Source organism: Bradyrhizobium sp. NBAIM03 (assembly GCF_020194055.1).
Classification (GTDB): Bacteria; Pseudomonadota; Alphaproteobacteria; order Rhizobiales; family Xanthobacteraceae; genus Bradyrhizobium; species Bradyrhizobium yuanmingense.
In genome coordinates this window covers 1-15661 of record NZ_JADYVS010000048.1, presented here as the reverse complement: position 1 = coordinate 15661, position 15661 = coordinate 1, and the positions used below count along the sequence as shown (strand labels likewise).

Here is a 15661-nt window from a genome sequence, read left to right as displayed (position 1 = left end):
AGGACGAGGACGGCAAGACCGCGATGGCGGTCGGCGTCGACCTACGCGGCGAATCCTATGGCCTCCTGATCGACCAGATCGGCGAGGTGCTGCGCCTGCCCGAGGACGGCAAGGAAGAAAACCCCGTCAACCTCGACCCCCGCATGGCCAAGCTCGCCGGCGGCGTCCACCGCCTCGACGGCCAGCTCATGGTCGTCCTCGACGTCGACCGCGTCCTCGAGCTCGAAACCAAGACGCAAATGGCCGCCTGAGCCAACGAAACATCGAAGCCGGAGAACAGAAATGAAGACGTGTTTGGTGGTCGATGATTCCAGCGTGGTGCGCAAGATCGCGCGCCGGATCCTGGAAGGTCTGGAGTTCGAGGTCACCGAGGCCGAAGACGGCTCGAAGGCGCTCGAGATCTGCCAGCGGCAGCTGCCCGACGCGGTGCTGCTCGACTGGAACATGCCGGTCATGGACGGCTTCGAGTTCATGGGCCACATGCGCCGCCTGCCAGGCGGCGACCAGCCGAAAGTGGTGTTCTGCACCACTGAGAACAACGTGGCTCATATCGCTCAGGCGCTCAGCGGCGGTGCCAACGAGTACATCATGAAGCCCTTCGACAAAGACATCATCGCCGACAAGTTCGCTGAAGTTGGTTTGATCCCGGTCGGACAAGTCATGGTCTGAGTGTCAGGCCCAAAGCGCTTGGGCCAGAGTGTTCCAGTACAGCTTTCGAGAGGCCATCCGTGACCCCGACCGAGTATGAGTACCTGCGTAAGTTCCTGAAGGATAATTCCGGTCTCGACCTGTCCGCAGACAAGCAATATCTGATCGAAAGCCGCCTATTGCCGCTGGCTCGCAAGGCCGGGCTCTCCGGCATCGCCGAACTCGTGCAGAAGCTGCAAGGCGGCTCGCGCCAGCTGATCACCGACGTGGTCGAGGCCATGACCACCAACGAGACCTTCTTCTTCCGCGACAAGGTCCCGTTCGATCATTTCCGCGACCACATCATGCCGGAGATCATCAAGGCGCGTGCGGCCAAGCGCAGCGTGCGCATCTGGTGTGCCGCCGGCTCGACCGGGCAGGAGCCCTATTCGCTGGCGATGTGCCTGAAGGAGATGGGCGCGGCCCTCACCGGCTGGCGCGTCGAGATCATCGCGACCGACCTGTCGCAAGAGGTGCTGGAGAAGGCCAAGGCCGGCGTCTACAGCCAGTTCGAGGTGCAGCGCGGCCTGCCGATCCAGATGCTGGTGAAATATTTCAGGCAGACCGGCGAGACCTGGCAGATCAATCCCGAATTGCGGGCGATGATCCAGCACCGCCAGCTCAACCTGCTGCACGATTTCGCCCAGCTCGGCACCTTCGACGTCATCTTCTGCCGCAACGTGCTGATCTATTTCGATCAGGACACCAAGATCAATATCTTCAACCGCCTGGCGCGCCAGATCGAGCCCGACGGCTTCCTGGTGCTCGGCGCCGCCGAGACCGTGGTTGGACTGACCGACACGTTCCGGCCGATTCCGGAGCGGCGCGGCCTCTACAAGCCGAATGATCCGCGCGCGGCCGCGGCCAAGCCGGTTCTCGCCGGTGCGGCGCCGCGCATGGCGGCGATGGCGGGACGATAATCATGGCCGAGGATGGCAAGGGCGCGGAGCGTGTGACCTTCAGCCGTGGCTATGATGTCTGCATCATGGCCATCGACGGCACCTGGCGGCGCGACTGCAAGCTCAACGCGATCTCCGACACCGACGCGGTTCTCACGGTGGAGGGCTCGATCCAGGGCTTGAACCTGAAGGAGTTCTTCCTGCTGCTGTCGTCCACGGGTCTCGCCTATCGTCGCTGCGAGCTGGTCCGTGTCAACGGCGCCGAAATGGACATCCAGTTCCTGCGCGGCAAGAACCGGAAGAAGCGCGGTGCGGCCGGTGGCCACGACGCCGCGGCCTGATCTCGCCGCCGCCGTCGCTGCGCTTTCCCGCACTTTGCTTCACATTTGCTGAACGTTTCCGAGTCAATTGCTCGCGGCAGCTTTACGCGGCTTCAGCGCGAGCCGTGTATCCATTGACGCTCTCAATCCCAGGATACGGCAATGCCCAGAAGTTCTCTTTCCCCGATCTCGTCAAACCTGCCCGACGGCGCCGAGCGGCGTGCACTTCAGCTCCTGGTGGTCGATGACGACGCCACGCAGCGCCGCCTGATCACGGTCGCGGCCAAGCAGGCGGGCCACGAGGTCACTGTGGCGCCATCGGTGGCGGACGCGATCGAGAAGCTGCGCGCCGCGCGCTTCGACTGCGTGACGCTCGATCTCGTGCTGGAGGACGGCGACGGCGTCGACGTGCTGCGCGAGATGGCGAGCGCGAAGTTTGCAGGCTCCGTGATCGTCATCAGCGGCATGGACGGCAAGCGCCGCAGTGCCGCCCGCAGCTTCGCCCGTTCGGTCGGCATCGAGCTCCAGAGCCTGCCGAAGCCGCTGGATCTCGCGGCGCTGCGCATCAGCCTCGCCAATCTCGGCAAGACCGCGATGGGCCTGCCGGCGATTCACACCTGGGGTGGTGTCGCCACCGACGCGATCGTGGAACGGCACCGCGCCTGAGCTTGCGGAGCCGCCATACGGTCAGACGCGGCTTCCGGCCGCGTTGCCGGATTCCGATAGACATTGCAGGGCGTGGCCGAGGCCCGCCCGGCAGACATTGAGGGCCGCGCTCGCGCTGGCGTAGCGGGGCGTGACGTCGTCGAGCAAGACGACATCTGCGGAACCTTCCGGATCGCTGCCGTGTTCTTGATCCATGGCTGCGGCGATCCGGCGCATGCTGGTCTCGATCTGTGCGATCAGTAAACGAAGGTCCGCCGCAATCAGCTCACGGCTCTCGACTTCGGACGTTGCGACAGGAGGCGGCGTGTCGGCCAAATTTAGCATGGATATTCTCCGTCCAATGCAATTAGGCGCCATGCCGCTACTTGTGCGTTAAGTCCATGTCCCGTACAAATACGGGTGGGCCGAATCCGCGCCGAGCGCCATAACGAATGGCGCGGACGCGAGTCCTTCATGCCAACCGGATGTGGCACATGGCCGAACAAAGCTCTCGCGGTGAAATCTTCGTGGTCGATGACGACCCTGCCGTTCGCGACACCTTGTCGATGGTGTTGAAGGCGGCGGGCTATGAAGTGATCTGTTTTGCGGACGGTGCAGCGCTGCTCTCCGTGGCGCGAAACCGCACGCCGGCTGCAATCCTGCTCGACGTGAATATTCCCGGGAAGTCGGGTCTCGACATCCTGAAGGAGCTGCACGGCGAGGATTATCCTGCGCCGATCTTCATGATCTCCGGGCAGGGCGACATCGCGATGGCGGTGGGCGCGATCAAGAGCGGCGCGCTCGACTTCATCGAGAAGCCGTTCCGCGGCAGCGAGATCGTCGGCCGTCTCGACGAGGCGATCGGTGCCTATGCACGCAGGCAGGCGGAGAACGCGTCGCCGAAATTCGGCTCGTTGCATTTCCCCGGCCGCGAGCCGCTGACGCGCAGGGAGCGCGAGGTGTTGGAGCAGTTCGCCTCCGGCGCCTCCAACAAGGAGGCTGGCCGCACGCTCGGCATCAGTCCGCGCACCATCGAGGACCACCGTGCCAACATCATGAAGAAGCTCGGCGCGCGCAATGCCGCCGACCTGATCCGCATCGTGATGACCGCGGCCCAGCGCGCGTCGTAACATGGTCTCGTGCCACGGCTCAGCAGCGCATCATGCAATGATGCGTTGCTGAGCCGGGTCCATCTCTCCTCACCGACGGTTTCGTAGCCCGGATGGAGCGCAAGCGTAATCCGGGATTTCGCGCGCGCACGATTGTTCCCGGATTGCGCTGCGCTCCATCCGGGCTACGGGCCTTCACCCGCTCAACGCCTTGCGGATGATCCGCGCCAGATCCGATTTGCGATAGGGCTTGGCCAGCAACACCACGCCGGCATCCAGCCGGCCGTGATGGATGATCGCGTTCTCCGTATAGCCTGACGTGTAGACCACCTTGAGATCCGGGCGCGTCTTCATCAGCTCGTCCGCAAGCTGCCGTCCGTTCATCTTGCCTGGCATGATGACGTCGGTGAACAGAAGGTCGAACGGCTTGCCGGCCGCGACGATCGCGAGCGCCTCCGCGGCGTTCGCGGCCTGCAACGTGACGTAACCCAGCGAATGCAACTGCGCCAGCACGTAGTCGCGCACCAGCCGGTCGTCCTCGACCACCAGGATCGTCTCGTGTCCGCCCTCGATCGTCGCCGGCGTCACGCCCTCGCCGACCGCCGTCGGCGTCTTGCCGGGCGGCAGATACATCTTGATCGTGGTGCCGTGCCCCTCCTCGCTGTAGATCTTGATGTGACCTGCGGACTGCTTGATGAAGCCGTAGACCATCGAAAGCCCGAGTCCGGTGCCCTTGCCGGGTCCCTTCGAGGTGAAGAAGGGATCGAACACCCGTGGCAGCATGTGCGCAGGGATTCCGGTGCCGGTGTCGCTCACGGCGATCAGCACGTAGTGCCCCGGCGGTACGTCGTTGGCGCTGGCATAAACCTCGTCGAGATAGGCGGCGCCAGTCTCCACGATCAGCTTGCCGCCGCCGGGCATGGCGTCGCGCGCATTGAGCGCGAGGTTGAGGATCGCGGTGGTGAGCTGGTTGGGATCGACGATGGCGACGCAATTCTCGTCCTCGAACACCGATTCGATCTGGATCTGCTCGCCGAGCGTCGGACGCAATAACTTTGCGGTGTCGACGATCAGCGAGTTGATGTCGATCTCGCGCGGCTGGAGCGGCTGCTTGCGCGCGAAGGCGAGCAGGTGCTGGGTCAGATCGGCGCCGCGCGCGGCGGCCTCGTCGATCATCTTGGTGATTGCCGCGAGCTGCGGCTCCTTGGCGACCGCCTCCGCGAGAATCTCGATGGTCCCGGTGATGACGGTGAGAATGTTGTTGAAGTCGTGCGCCACGCCGCCGGTCAGCTGGCCGACGGCCTCCATCTTCTCGGCATGGCGGATGCGCTCCTCGGCGGCGATCTTGTCGGTGAGGTCGCGGTAGAAGACGTTGAACAGCAGGCCCTCGCGCCGCTTCAGCGCGGTGACGCTCAACTCGGCCTTGAATTCCTTGCCGTCGCGCCGGCAGCACATCAGCTCGCGGCGGCGGTTCAGCGTCCGGCCACCCTCGTCTTCGAGGAAGCGTTTCAGGCCGGCTCGGACCCGGCCACGTTCGCTCTCGGCGACAATGAGGTCGATCGTGCTCTTGCCGAGCACCTCGTCGCGGCGCCAGCCGAACAGCTGTTCCGCCTGCGAGTTCCAGTTCAGGATGCTTCCGGTCTCGTCGGTCTGGACGAAGGCGTCGAGCGAGGTCTCGACGATGTTGCGGGCGAGCCGCTCGCTCTCGAGCAGCGATTCCTGCGCGAGCCGCGCTTCCGTCATGTCGCGCCCGACGAAGAAGAAGCGCTTGGCGCGCTCGGACCAACTGCCGAGCCAGGACAGCCAGACCTCGTGCCCGTTCTTGTGGTAGCAGCGGGTGTCGGCCAGCCTGACGCGCTCGCCGTGTCGCATCGCCCGCATCTCGGCACGGGACTGCTCCAGGTGATCGGGATGGATGAAGTCGGCGCCGCTGCGGCCGATCATCTCGTCCGGCCGATAGCCGAGAATGGTCTCGCTGCTCGGGCTGATCTGCGCGACATGACCCCGCGCGTCCATGACCATGATCAGATCCTGCGACGTCTCGAAGATCTGACGCCGCTCCTCGAGTTGGTGCTGCAGCGCCCGCTCGGCGCGCCGCGCCTCGGTCAGGCTGCGCGCGCTTCCGGACGCGCCGATGATCTCGCCCGACGGTCCCTTGATCGGCGACAGGCCGAGCGAAATCTCGACCGGCGTGCCGTCCTTGCGCAGGCGGACCGTCTCGAAGCGTTCGATCGGCTCGCCCCGCGCGATCCGCCGCAGATAGTCCTTGCCCTGTTCGCGGCGGTCGGACGGGACGATGATCGAGGTGGGCTTGCCGATCGCCTCCTCCGCCGTATAGCCGTAAAGGCGTTCGGCGGCCGGATTCCAGCCGGTGATGATGGCATCGAGCGTCTGCATGACGATCGCATCGTCGGACGATTCCACCGCGGCACTGAACAGGTTCTCGCGCGCCGCGTGATGGCTCCGCGCGGCCTCGGTGCGGCGATGCTCCTCGATCTCGCGTTCGAGCGCGGCCGTTTTCGCGCGCATCTCCTCCACCATCCGCGCAAAGGCCCGGGCCAGCACGCCGGTCTCGCCGCTAGCATCGACGGGGATCTCCGCGGGACGTCCGCTGCCGATGGCCTGCACCGCCTCCGTCAGACGCCCGATCGGGCGGGTCAACGAGCGCGCCAGCAGCACCGCGAGCGCAGCCGCGGCGAGAACAGCCAGCACGCCGACGAGCAGGGACGTTTTTTGAATGGCGGCCGGCACGCGGCTGAACACGGACGGGGGAACAGTCGCGACGATGGCGACCCATTCCTTGCCCGCAAGCGATAACGGCACGAATGCCGCGCCGCTCGTCCGGCCCGCCTCGTCGGTCGTGACCCGCGTGGCCACGTCCGACGTGCCGGCCAGTTCTGACAAGAACGGAAGGTCTTTGCGCCAATCGGTCGGATGGCCCCGCGATGACCCGAACTCCCGCGTCCGGTCGGGATGGACGAGATAGTCGCCGCGCGCATTCACGACGTAGATATCTCCGCCCGAGGTTGTCGCCGCGCGGACCCGCTCGAGTGCCGGGCGCATGTCGATATTGGCCACGATGATGCCGAACGGCTTGTCGTCGGCCGTAAACAGCGGCATCGCCACGCGCAAAGTCGGCGCGTGAGGCGCCGTCGTTCCCCCCTGACGGGTCGCGAGCTCGATGGGAGACACATAGATCTCGCCGGGCCCGAGCCGTATGGTTTCCTGGAAGTAGGCGCGGCCACTCTTGCGCTCCAATTCGCTGTCCGGAGCGATCCGGGCTGCTCCGTTGGGACCCGAACGATCGACGTGGACCAGCTCGCGCTGGTCGTCGACGCCAATGATCCTGAACTGCCCGTAGATGGGCTTGGCGTCGATCTCGGCCGCGAGCCGCGCCGCGATACGCTCGCGCCAGGTCTGCTCCGAAACGCCGTCCGCCGGATCGATCCCGCCGCCGGCATGAGCGCGGATCAGGCCGTTGATTGCCGCTGCGGCGCGATAGCCGACCAGATCGCCGCGTACGCCGGCAACGTAGGATTCAAGATTGGTTGCAAGCAGGCGGGATTGGGCTTCGACCCGCTCCAGCACCCGCGGAATGACGGCCTGTGTGGTGTTGCGATAGCCCAACCATCCGACTGCGGCCACGGTGACCGCAACCAGCAGGATCATCGCGAGGGCCAGCCGCGTGGCCAGCGTCGTTGCTGCTCGCATGGGGAGTTTCGCCGGACCTGCCGCAGCGCTGCGCCATTTTTGGCTTGCAGCAGAGGCGTTCTTGTCATCGGCGGCCGGAGCGGACATCGGACCCCTCTGGCGCGTCGGCCTTCAGGCAATCTGCGACCACGGCAAGCAGTGCATCGGGCCGGAACGGCTTTTGCAGGCTGGCCACGGCGCCGAGCTTGGTCGCCATCTTCAGGAAGTCCGGCTCCGCATAGGCATCCGGCGTGATCGAACGGCCGGAGATGACGACGATCGGAACGGCTGGGGCCAGCATCCGAATGTGACGCATCGTCTCCAGTCCGTCCATACCGGGCATGAAGATGTCGAGAAACAGCAGGTCGAACCGGCTGGCCTCGAACAGCGCCAGCCCCTTGCGGCCATCCTCGGCGACCGTCACGTGATGACCAGCCCGTTCCAGCAGCAGCCGGATGGTGAACTGGACGGCCGGATCGTCATCCACGATCAGGATGTTGGCCACGCCTAAAATCCTCCGGCCGCATTGGGCGTTCCAGCGGCCCCAAATCAAAGCAACAAATGCGAAATTGTTGCGCGGATTCTGGCCGCGCTGCAAGCACCTCGCGTTTGCCGCGAATGCCTTCCTGGCGTGGCGACAGACGAGGCGCTGTGGCCGGTACGCACGCTTGCGTGCATATGCGATCCGGTCCGAACGCAATAAGTCGTTTCAAAGACAGGAGATATTCTTCTCGCCGTAGTTGTACGGAACCCGATCTTCACCGCGAATTAAAGAGGGCGAACTACTATCTCCGCGAGTTCCATCTCGGTACCTCGCGTATTTCAATTTCGGCATTCCTTTACCCGACGAAGCCGGTTCCCCCAACCGGCCATCAGTTCGAGATCTCTCATGTTCAAATCGATCGCGAACACCGGAATTCGCACCCGGCTGCTCGGCGGCTTCGCGTTGATCTGCGGCCTGCTCGCAGCGACCGTCATCTACACCGTCGCCGCCGTGTCGGACATTTCGTCGCGGATCAGGACAGTCGTGGATCAACGCGCGCCGGTCGCGATCGCGAGCACGGAGCTCGTCGGCAATCTCTATTCCACGCTTTCGACGCTGCGCGGCTATCTGCTGACTGGCGATGCGCAGGGCAAGCGCGACCGGGCCGCGGTCTGGGCCGAGCTGGATCGCACGGCCGCTGCAGTCGACCGCATGGCAGAGGGCTTTTCCAGCCCCCCGAACAAGACCAATTGGAGCGAGGCCAGAACGTTGATGGCGGAATTCCGCAAGGCCCAGGACAAGGCCGAAGCGGCCGCCTTCACGCCTTCGGCCTATCCGGCGAGCGAATTGCTGGCGAAGGAAGCCGCGCCGCTGATCTCGGCCATGTTCGCCGAGATCACCGGCATGATCGACGAGGAAGAGGCGCTGGAGGCGACGCCGCCGCGCAAGCGCCTGCTCAAGACGTTTGCCGATGTGCGTGGCAATCTTGCCGCCGCGGGATCTCAATTGCGCCTGTACGTTGCCTCGGGCGAGGCGGCCGATCGTGACAAGTTCGAAAAGCCGCTGGCGACCTTCAGGGCCGCGCTTGCGTCGGTCGGTACCCAGACCGATCTGCTCACCGCACGGCAGGCGACCGCTTATCGGGCCATCGTCAAGGCGAACGAGGCGTTCATACCGCTGCCGCAGAAGATCTTCGCCATCCGCCAGACGCCGCAATGGAATATGCCGGTCTTCATCCTGTCGACCGAGGCCGCGCCGCGCGCCGCCCGGATCCTCGACCTGCTCGACGGTCGCAAGGATACCGATGGCAAGCGCTCGGGCGGTCTCAAGAGTGATCAACAATCGAAGCTCGCCGACGACGCCCGCAGTGTGGCCGACGCAGTCGAGAGATTGCTCCTGCTCCAATGGATCCTGCTCGCCGCAGCGCTTGCGCTCGGGGCAACGATTGCGATCCTGGTTGCACGCTCCATAACCCGTCCGATCATCGAGTTGGTGGGCGATTCCGCGCGCCTGTCCGGCGGCGACACCAGCGTCGAATTCAGGACGGCCGAGCGCGGCGACGAGATCGGCGTGGTGTCGCAGGCGGTAGCCAAATTCCGCGACAATGTGATTGCCCAGCAACGGGCGGCGGCGTCCCTAGCGCGCGAGGCGGAGGCACGCGAAGCGGCCAACCGCAACATGGAGGGGGCGGTCGAGGAATTTCGCGCGACCTCGCGCGACCTGCTCGCGCTGGTCGGCGAGAATGCGGGCACCATGCGGCAGACCGCAGAGAGCCTCAGCGGCATCGCCAATCATGCGACGAGCCAGGCCGCGTCCGCAGCGACCGCCTCCGAACAGACCGCGGGCAACGTCCAGACCGTCGCCGCGGCGGCCGAGCAGCTCGCGGGCTCCATCGTCGAGATCGGCCGCCAGATCGAGCTGTCAAACACGACCGTGCGCTCCGCGGGCGAGGTGACCGCGCGTTCGGAGAGTGAGATCGAAGGGCTCGCGCACGCCGCACAGAGCATCAGCTCGGTGGTCGACCTGATCCAGGCGATCGCGGCCCAGACCAACCTCCTGGCGCTCAACGCCACCATCGAGGCCGCGCGCGCCGGCGAGGCCGGTCGCGGTTTTGCCGTGGTGGCGTCCGAGGTCAAGGCGCTGGCCGAGCAGACCCGCAAAGCGACGCAGGAGATCGCGCAGCACATTGTCGCGATCCAGAACGCGACCGGCAGCGCAGTTGCCTCCGTCAAGGAGGTCGCAACCGCCATGCGCCGGATCGACGAGGTCACCGCGGCGATCGCAAGCGCCGTGGAAGAGCAGGGCGCCGCCACGCGCGAGATCTCGCAGAACGTCCAGATGGCGGCGTCGGGGACACAGACGCTGGCGACCAGCATCGGCACCGTTTCCGGCGCCATCGCGGAAACCAATCGCTCGGCCGACGAGGTGATGGGTGCCGCGAACCACGTCGCGGGGGCGGCCGAACGCCTCGCCGCCGAGGTCCAGGCCTTCTTCGTCAGGCTGCGCACCGGTCCGATGGACCGCGGCAAGAGCGGCGATGCCGATTACCACGGGCCGGAACGGCGCAGCGGCCGCAACGCGGCCTAAAACGGAATGGCTCCGGCTAATTCGATCGTCGCGGGAGCGGCGTAGGCCGCCTTCCGCACCCGGGTGAGGGCAGATGTAGCCGGCGCAGCCGGTCGATCTACCCGCTGCGGCTGCACGCCAGCGCCCAAAGCTCCCCTTGCCCTCCTCGGCATACCTGCAGTCTTCACAGGCCTCTTGACCGAGATCATCATCCGGCTCTTTGTCGAGCCCTGATCTTCCGCGTGATCGAGCGGAATACCATCCAGAAATGGGGCCCCATCATGAAGAAGAAGACGCCCGACCAGCTCCGCAGCGCGCGTTGGTTCGCGCCCGACGATCTGCGCTCGTTCGGCCATCGCTCCCGCGCCATGCAGATGGGTTACGCGCCGGAGGAGTGGAAGGACCGTCCGATCATCGCGATCCTCAACACCTGGTCGGACGCGCAGCCCTGCCACATGCACTTCAAGTCGCGCGTGGACGACGTCAAGCGCGGCATCCTGATGGCGGGGGGCCTGCCGCTGGAGCTGCCGGCGCTGTCGCTGTCGGAATCGCTGCTCAAGCCCACCACCATGCTCTACCGCAACCTGCTGGCGATGGACGCCGAGGAGCTGCTCCGCAGCCATCCCGTCGACGGCGTGGTGCTGATGGGCGGCTGCGACAAGACCACGCCGGCGCTGCTTCTGGGAGCGACCTCGATGAACATTCCGGCGATCTATCTGCCGGCAGGCCCGATGCTGCGCGGCAATTGGAAGGGCAAGACGCTGGGTTCCGGCTCCGACGGCTGGAAATATTGGGACGAGCGCCGCGCCGGAAAGATCTCCGACAAGGACTGGCTCGACATCGAGGCCGGCATCGCCCGCAGCTACGGCACCTGCATGACCATGGGCACCGCCTCGACCATGACCGCCATTGCGGAAGCGATCGGCATGACGCTGCCGGGCGCTTCCTCGATCCCCGCCGCGGACGCCAACCATATCCGCATGGCCAGCGAATGCGGCCGCCGCATCGTCGAGATGGTGTGGGAGGATCTGACGCCGAAGGTGATCCAGACCCGCAAAGCGTTCGAGAATGCCATTGCGGTCGCGATGGCGATGGGCTGCTCCACCAACGCCATCATCCATCTGATCGCGCAGGCCCGCCGCGCCGGCCAGGACATCGGCCTCGACGATTTCGAGACGGCCAGCCGCAAGGTGCCCGTCATCGCCAACGTCCGCCCGAGCGGCGATGCGTACCTGATGGAGGACTTCTTCTACGCCGGCGGCCTGCCGGCGCTGATGGGCCAGATCAAGCCGCATCTGCATCTCGACTGCATCACGGTCACAGGCAAGACTTTGGCTGAGAACATCGAGGGCGCCGAGGTCCACAATGCCGACGTGATCCGTGGCATCGACAATCCCATCTACAAGGAAGGCGCGCTCGCCGTGCTCAAGGGCAATCTCGCGCCCGACGGCTGCGTCATAAAACCCTCCGCCTGCGCGCCGCGCTTCCTCAAGCACACCGGCCTTGCGCTGGTGTTCGACGATTATCCCTCGATGAAGAAGGCGGTCGACGATCCCGATCTCGACGTCACCGAGGATCACATTCTCATCCTGCGCAATGCCGGGCCGCAGGGCGGGCCGGGCATGCCGGAATGGGGCATGCTGCCGATCCCGACCAAGCTCGTGAAGCAGGGCGTGCGCGACATGGTGCGCATCTCGGATGCGCGCATGAGCGGCACCAGCTACGGCGCCTGCATCCTGCACGTTTCGCCGGAATCCTATATCGGCGGCCCGCTGGCGCTGGTGCAGAACGGCGACCGCATCACGCTCGACGTCGCCGCGCGCAGCATCAATCTCGATGTTCCGGAAACCGAGCTCGCAAAACGCCGCGCCGCCTGGAAGCAGCCCGAGCGTCGCTTCGAGCGCGGCTATGGCTGGATGTTCACCAAGCACATCAAGCAGGCCAATGACGGCTGCGATTTCGATTTCCTCGAGACCGATTTCGGCGCGCCGATCGGCGAGCCGTCGATCTATTAGCAACCTGTCATTCCGGGACATCGCGAAGCGATGGGCTATGGTGCGCAATTGCGCACCTGAGAATCCATAACCACGATCGGGAGTATGGATTCCGGGCTCGCGCCAAGTGGCGCGCCCCGGAATGACGAATGAGAGAGACTTACCAATGACCAAACTCAGCGAAGCCACCCACAACAAGCTCAAATCCGTCTCCACCGCCACCGTCGCCACCGCTCTTTTCAAGCGCGGCCTGCGCATCCAGATGATCCAGGACGTCCGCCCCTTGAGCCCGGACCAGCCGACCATGGTCGGCGAAGCCTTCACGCTGCGCTACATGCCGGCGCGCGAGGACCTCAACACCATCGACGTGTTCAGGGACCGCTCCCATCCCCAGCGCAAGGCGGTGGAGGATTGCCCGCCCGGCGCGGTGCTGGTGATGGACAGCCGCAAGGATGCTCGCGCGGCTTCGGCCGGCGCGATCCTGGTGACCCGCCTGATGAAGCGCGGCGTCGCCGGCGTCGTCACCGACGGCGGCTTTCGCGACTCCGCCGAGATCTCAAGGCTCGGCTTTCCCGCCTTCCATCACCGCCCCTCGGCGCCGACCAACCTGACGCTGCATCAGGCGATCGAGATCAACGTGCCGATCGGCTGCGGCGATGCGCCGGTGTTTCCCGGCGACGTCATCCTCGGCGATGCCGACGGCGTCATCGTGATCCCCGCGCATCTGGCAGATGAGATCGCCAACGAGACCTTCGAGATGACCGCGTTCGAGGATTTCGTCACCGAGGAAGTCGGCAAGGGCCGCGGCATTTTTGGGCTTTATCCCGCGACAGATCCGCAGACGCTCACGGACTTCGCGGAATGGCGCAAGAAGAACGGGCGGTAATTCTTTGGCCTCTCCCCGCTTGCGGGGAGAGGGGGAGGCCTCGCAATCTGAGCTGCCGTAGGGTGGGCAAAGCGAAGCGTGCCCACCTCGCCTTAATTGTTTAGAGACGGTGGGCACGGCGCTTTGCGCCTTTGCCCACCCTACAAGGCTCTATCCGGGCGACGACGTCACGCCTCCGCCATTCCCGCGGCCCACAGCGCGAACGCGTACACGATCGCGACTTCGTCGAGCCGGTCGAAGCGCCCCGAGGCGCCACCGTGGCCGGCGCCCATGTTGGTGCGGAGCAGGACCGGGCCGCCCCCACGCATGGTGGCGCGCAGGCGCGCGATCCATTTGGCGGGCTCCCAATAGGTGACCCGGGGATCAGTAAGTCCGCCCATCGCCAGGATCGCCGGATAGTCCTTGGCCGCGACGTTGTCGTAAGGCGAATAGGAGAGGATGGTGCGGAAATCCTTCTCGCTCTCGATGGGGTTGCCCCATTCCGGCCATTCCGGCGGCGTCAGCGGCAAGGTGTCGTCGAGCATGGTGTTGAGCACATCGACGAATGGCACCTCGGCGACGATGCCGGCGAACAATTCGCCGGCGCGGTTGGCGACCGCGCCCATCAGCATGCCGCCGGCCGAGCCGCCATGGCCGATGATGCGCTTGGCGCTGGTGTATTTTGCGTCGATCAGCGCGCGGGCGGTGGCGGCGAAATCGTCGAACGAATTCGTCTTCTTCTCGCGCTTGCCGTCGAGATACCAGCCCCAGCCCTTGTCGGCGCCGCCGCGGATATGGGCGATGGCATAGACGAAGCCGCGATCGACCAGCGACAGGCGGTTGGCGCTGAACGAAGCCGGCATCGCCATGCCATAGGAGCCGTAGCCGTAGAGCAACAGCGGCGCCGCGCCGTCGAGCTGCAGCCCGCGGCGATAGAGGATCGAGACCGGCACCTCGGCGCCGTCATACGATTTCGCCATGATGCGGGTCGTGACGTAGTCGGCCGGGTCATGGCCTGACGGAATCTCCTGCCGCTTGCGCAAGACGCGCGTGCGCTTGACCATGTCGTAATCATAGACTTCCGACGGCGTCGTCATCGACGAATAGGCAAAGCGCAGTGTCGTCGTGTCGAATTCGTAGGAGCCCATCGTATCGAGCGAGTAGGCGGCCTCGTCGAAAGCGATGGCATGCTCCTCGTTCGTCTTGAGGTCGCGGATCACGACCGACGGCAGCGCATTGGCGCGCTCGAGCCGCACCAGATGGCCGGCATAGAGATCGAGGTCGATGACGTAGATGCCGGGCCGATACGGAATCAGATCGCGCCAGTTCTTGCGCTCGGGCGCGTGAAGCGGCGCCGTGACGATCTTGAAGTCGATGGCATCGTCGGCATTGGTGAGGATGAACAGCTCGTCGCCGCGGTCGGCGAGCGAATATTGCACGCCCTCCTCGCGCGCAGCGACAAGGCGCGGCGGGGCGTCGGGGTTGGCGAGGTCGATCAGCCGTTGCTCCGAGGTCTCGTGATCGCCGCCCGCGATCACACAGAATCGGCCGCTGGTGCTCTCGTGCAGGTGGGTGAACCAGCCGGCATCCTGCTCCTCATAGACCAGCGTGTCGTCGGCCTGCCCAGTGCCGAGCCTGTGCCGCCACACCTGCATCGGCCGGTGATTGTCGTCGAGCTTCACGTAGAAGAAGCTCTTGCAGTCCGCGGCCCAGACAACGCCGCCGTCGGTCTCCTCGACGAGATCGTCGAGGTCCCTTCCCGTCGCCCAGTCGCGGACGCGGATCGAAAAATATTCCGAGCCCTTCGTATCGGCGCTCCAGGCCTGCAGCTTGTGATCGTACGAGTGGCGGCTGCCGCCGAACTTGAAGTATTTGTGGTCCTTGGCGAGTGCGTCGCCGTCGAGCACGATCTGGCCCTCGCCGCCATCGCGCGGCATGCGCCCGAACAGCTCGTGCTGCCCGCCCTCGCGAAACCTGCGGAAATAGGCGAAGGCCCCGTCTGGCGACGGCACGCTGGAATCGTCCTCCTTGATCCGTCCGCGCATCTCGCGCACCAGCGTCTTCTGCAGGGACGCGGTATGGCCAAGCAGGCTCTCGGTGTAGGTGTTCTCCTCGTCGAGGTATTTGCGGATATCAGGATCGAGCACGCCGGGATCGCGCAGCACCTCCTGCCAGTTCGCGTCCTTCAGCCAGGCATAGTCGTCGGTCACGGTGATGCCGTGCCGCGTGAAGGAATGCGGCCGGCGCGGGGCGACGGGGGGCTTCGAAGGCGTCTTGGCTTGGGTCACTCGGTCCTCATCAACTACGTGTCGCGGCGTCGCCTTCTTAACCTCTCCCCGCCTGCGGGGAGAGGTCGGAATTTGCGAGAGCAAATTCCGGGTGAGGGGGTACAGGCCCCTCGAC

13 protein-coding genes are annotated in these 15661 nt (G+C 65.4%); 9 read left to right on the top strand and 4 right to left on the bottom strand.

Annotated elements, in window-relative coordinates; translation table 11 throughout:
- The 5 genes from I6F21_RS36430 to I6F21_RS36410 all read left to right on the top strand — a co-directional run.
- On the top strand, window positions 1-251 hold a 251-nt coding region (locus tag I6F21_RS36430), incomplete at its 5' end, for a chemotaxis protein CheW (protein WP_225143741.1).
- A gap of 31 nt (window positions 252-282) precedes the next feature.
- Complete coding sequence (locus tag I6F21_RS36425; protein ID WP_036015905.1) at window positions 283-669, top strand: response regulator; 387 nt, start codon at window positions 283-285, stop codon at window positions 667-669.
- 59 nt (window positions 670-728) lie between these two features.
- Complete coding sequence (locus I6F21_RS36420; protein WP_109141791.1) at window positions 729-1607, top strand: protein-glutamate O-methyltransferase CheR; 879 nt, start codon at window positions 729-731, stop codon at window positions 1605-1607.
- A 2-nt stretch (window positions 1608-1609) separates the two neighbouring features.
- Entirely contained in the window at window positions 1610-1927 is a 318-nt protein-coding gene (locus tag I6F21_RS36415) for a hypothetical protein (protein WP_036015908.1), read from the top strand.
- A 141-nt stretch (window positions 1928-2068) separates the two neighbouring features.
- Window positions 2069-2572, top strand: a complete 504-nt coding sequence (locus I6F21_RS36410; RefSeq protein ID WP_036015910.1) for a response regulator — start codon at window positions 2069-2071, stop codon at window positions 2570-2572.
- 21 nt (window positions 2573-2593) lie between these two features.
- On the opposite strand, the gene I6F21_RS36405 is transcribed toward I6F21_RS36410, so the two are convergent.
- Window positions 2594-2896, bottom strand: a complete 303-nt coding sequence (locus I6F21_RS36405) for a hypothetical protein (RefSeq protein WP_036015912.1) — start codon at window positions 2894-2896, stop codon at window positions 2594-2596.
- A gap of 149 nt (window positions 2897-3045) precedes the next feature.
- On the opposite strand from I6F21_RS36405, the gene I6F21_RS36400 reads away from it, so the two are divergent.
- The gene (locus I6F21_RS36400; RefSeq protein ID WP_026202588.1) at window positions 3046-3681 is read left to right on the top strand and encodes a response regulator; all 636 of its coding nucleotides are present in this window, start codon (window positions 3046-3048) and stop codon (window positions 3679-3681) included.
- A 174-nt stretch (window positions 3682-3855) separates the two neighbouring features.
- Here I6F21_RS36400 and I6F21_RS36395 read toward each other — a convergent pair whose 3' ends face one another.
- A complete protein-coding gene (locus tag I6F21_RS36395) occupies window positions 3856-7458 on the bottom strand; it encodes a PAS domain S-box protein (RefSeq protein ID WP_225184252.1) in 3603 nt (1200 codons plus the stop codon).
- Window positions 7436-7855: a response regulator gene (locus tag I6F21_RS36390; RefSeq protein WP_036015915.1), complete on the bottom strand. Its 420-nt coding sequence runs from the start codon at window positions 7853-7855 to the stop codon at window positions 7436-7438. The genes I6F21_RS36395 and I6F21_RS36390 overlap by 23 nt, the downstream gene beginning before the upstream one ends.
- 384 nt (window positions 7856-8239) lie before the next feature.
- On the opposite strand from I6F21_RS36390, the gene I6F21_RS36385 reads away from it, so the two are divergent.
- From I6F21_RS36385 to I6F21_RS36375, 3 genes are all read left to right on the top strand, one after another.
- Window positions 8240-10420: a methyl-accepting chemotaxis protein gene (locus I6F21_RS36385; RefSeq protein WP_225184251.1), complete on the top strand. Its 2181-nt coding sequence runs from the start codon at window positions 8240-8242 to the stop codon at window positions 10418-10420.
- Between the two features lie 260 nt (window positions 10421-10680).
- Window positions 10681-12414 (top strand): L-arabinonate dehydratase, encoded by a 1734-nt coding sequence (gene araD / locus I6F21_RS36380; RefSeq protein WP_225184253.1) that lies wholly within the window; start codon window positions 10681-10683, stop codon window positions 12412-12414.
- Window positions 12415-12559: 145 nt separating this feature from the next.
- Window positions 12560-13279, top strand: coding sequence for a ribonuclease activity regulator RraA (locus I6F21_RS36375; RefSeq protein WP_225184250.1), 720 nt, complete (start codon window positions 12560-12562; stop codon window positions 13277-13279).
- A gap of 167 nt (window positions 13280-13446) precedes the next feature.
- Here the strand turns inward: I6F21_RS36375 and I6F21_RS36370 are convergent, their stop codons facing one another.
- Window positions 13447-15546, bottom strand: coding sequence for a S9 family peptidase (locus tag I6F21_RS36370; protein WP_225184249.1), 2100 nt, complete (start codon window positions 15544-15546; stop codon window positions 13447-13449).
- Between the last annotated feature and the right edge of the window lie 115 nt (window positions 15547-15661).

Bases quoted from the DNA above. Each gene is read 5' to 3' on its own strand.
- I6F21_RS36425 (WP_036015905.1), top strand. From the start codon at position 283: ATGAAGACGTGTTTGGTGGTCGATGATTCCAGCGTGGTGCGCAAGATC.
- I6F21_RS36415 (WP_036015908.1), top strand. From the start codon at position 1,610: ATGGCCGAGGATGGCAAGGGCGCGGAGCGTGTGACCTTCAGCCGTGGC.
- I6F21_RS36410 (WP_036015910.1), top strand. From the start codon at position 2,069: ATGCCCAGAAGTTCTCTTTCCCCGATCTCGTCAAACCTGCCCGACGGC.
- I6F21_RS36405 (WP_036015912.1), bottom strand. From the start codon at position 2,896: ATGCTAAATTTGGCCGACACGCCGCCTCCTGTCGCAACGTCCGAAGTC.
- I6F21_RS36400 (WP_026202588.1), top strand. From the start codon at position 3,046: ATGGCCGAACAAAGCTCTCGCGGTGAAATCTTCGTGGTCGATGACGAC.
- I6F21_RS36395 (WP_225184252.1), bottom strand. From the start codon at position 7,458: ATGTCCGCTCCGGCCGCCGATGACAAGAACGCCTCTGCTGCAAGCCAA.
- I6F21_RS36385 (WP_225184251.1), top strand. From the start codon at position 8,240: ATGTTCAAATCGATCGCGAACACCGGAATTCGCACCCGGCTGCTCGGC.
- araD (WP_225184253.1), top strand. From the start codon at position 10,681: ATGAAGAAGAAGACGCCCGACCAGCTCCGCAGCGCGCGTTGGTTCGCG.
- I6F21_RS36375 (WP_225184250.1), top strand. From the start codon at position 12,560: ATGACCAAACTCAGCGAAGCCACCCACAACAAGCTCAAATCCGTCTCC.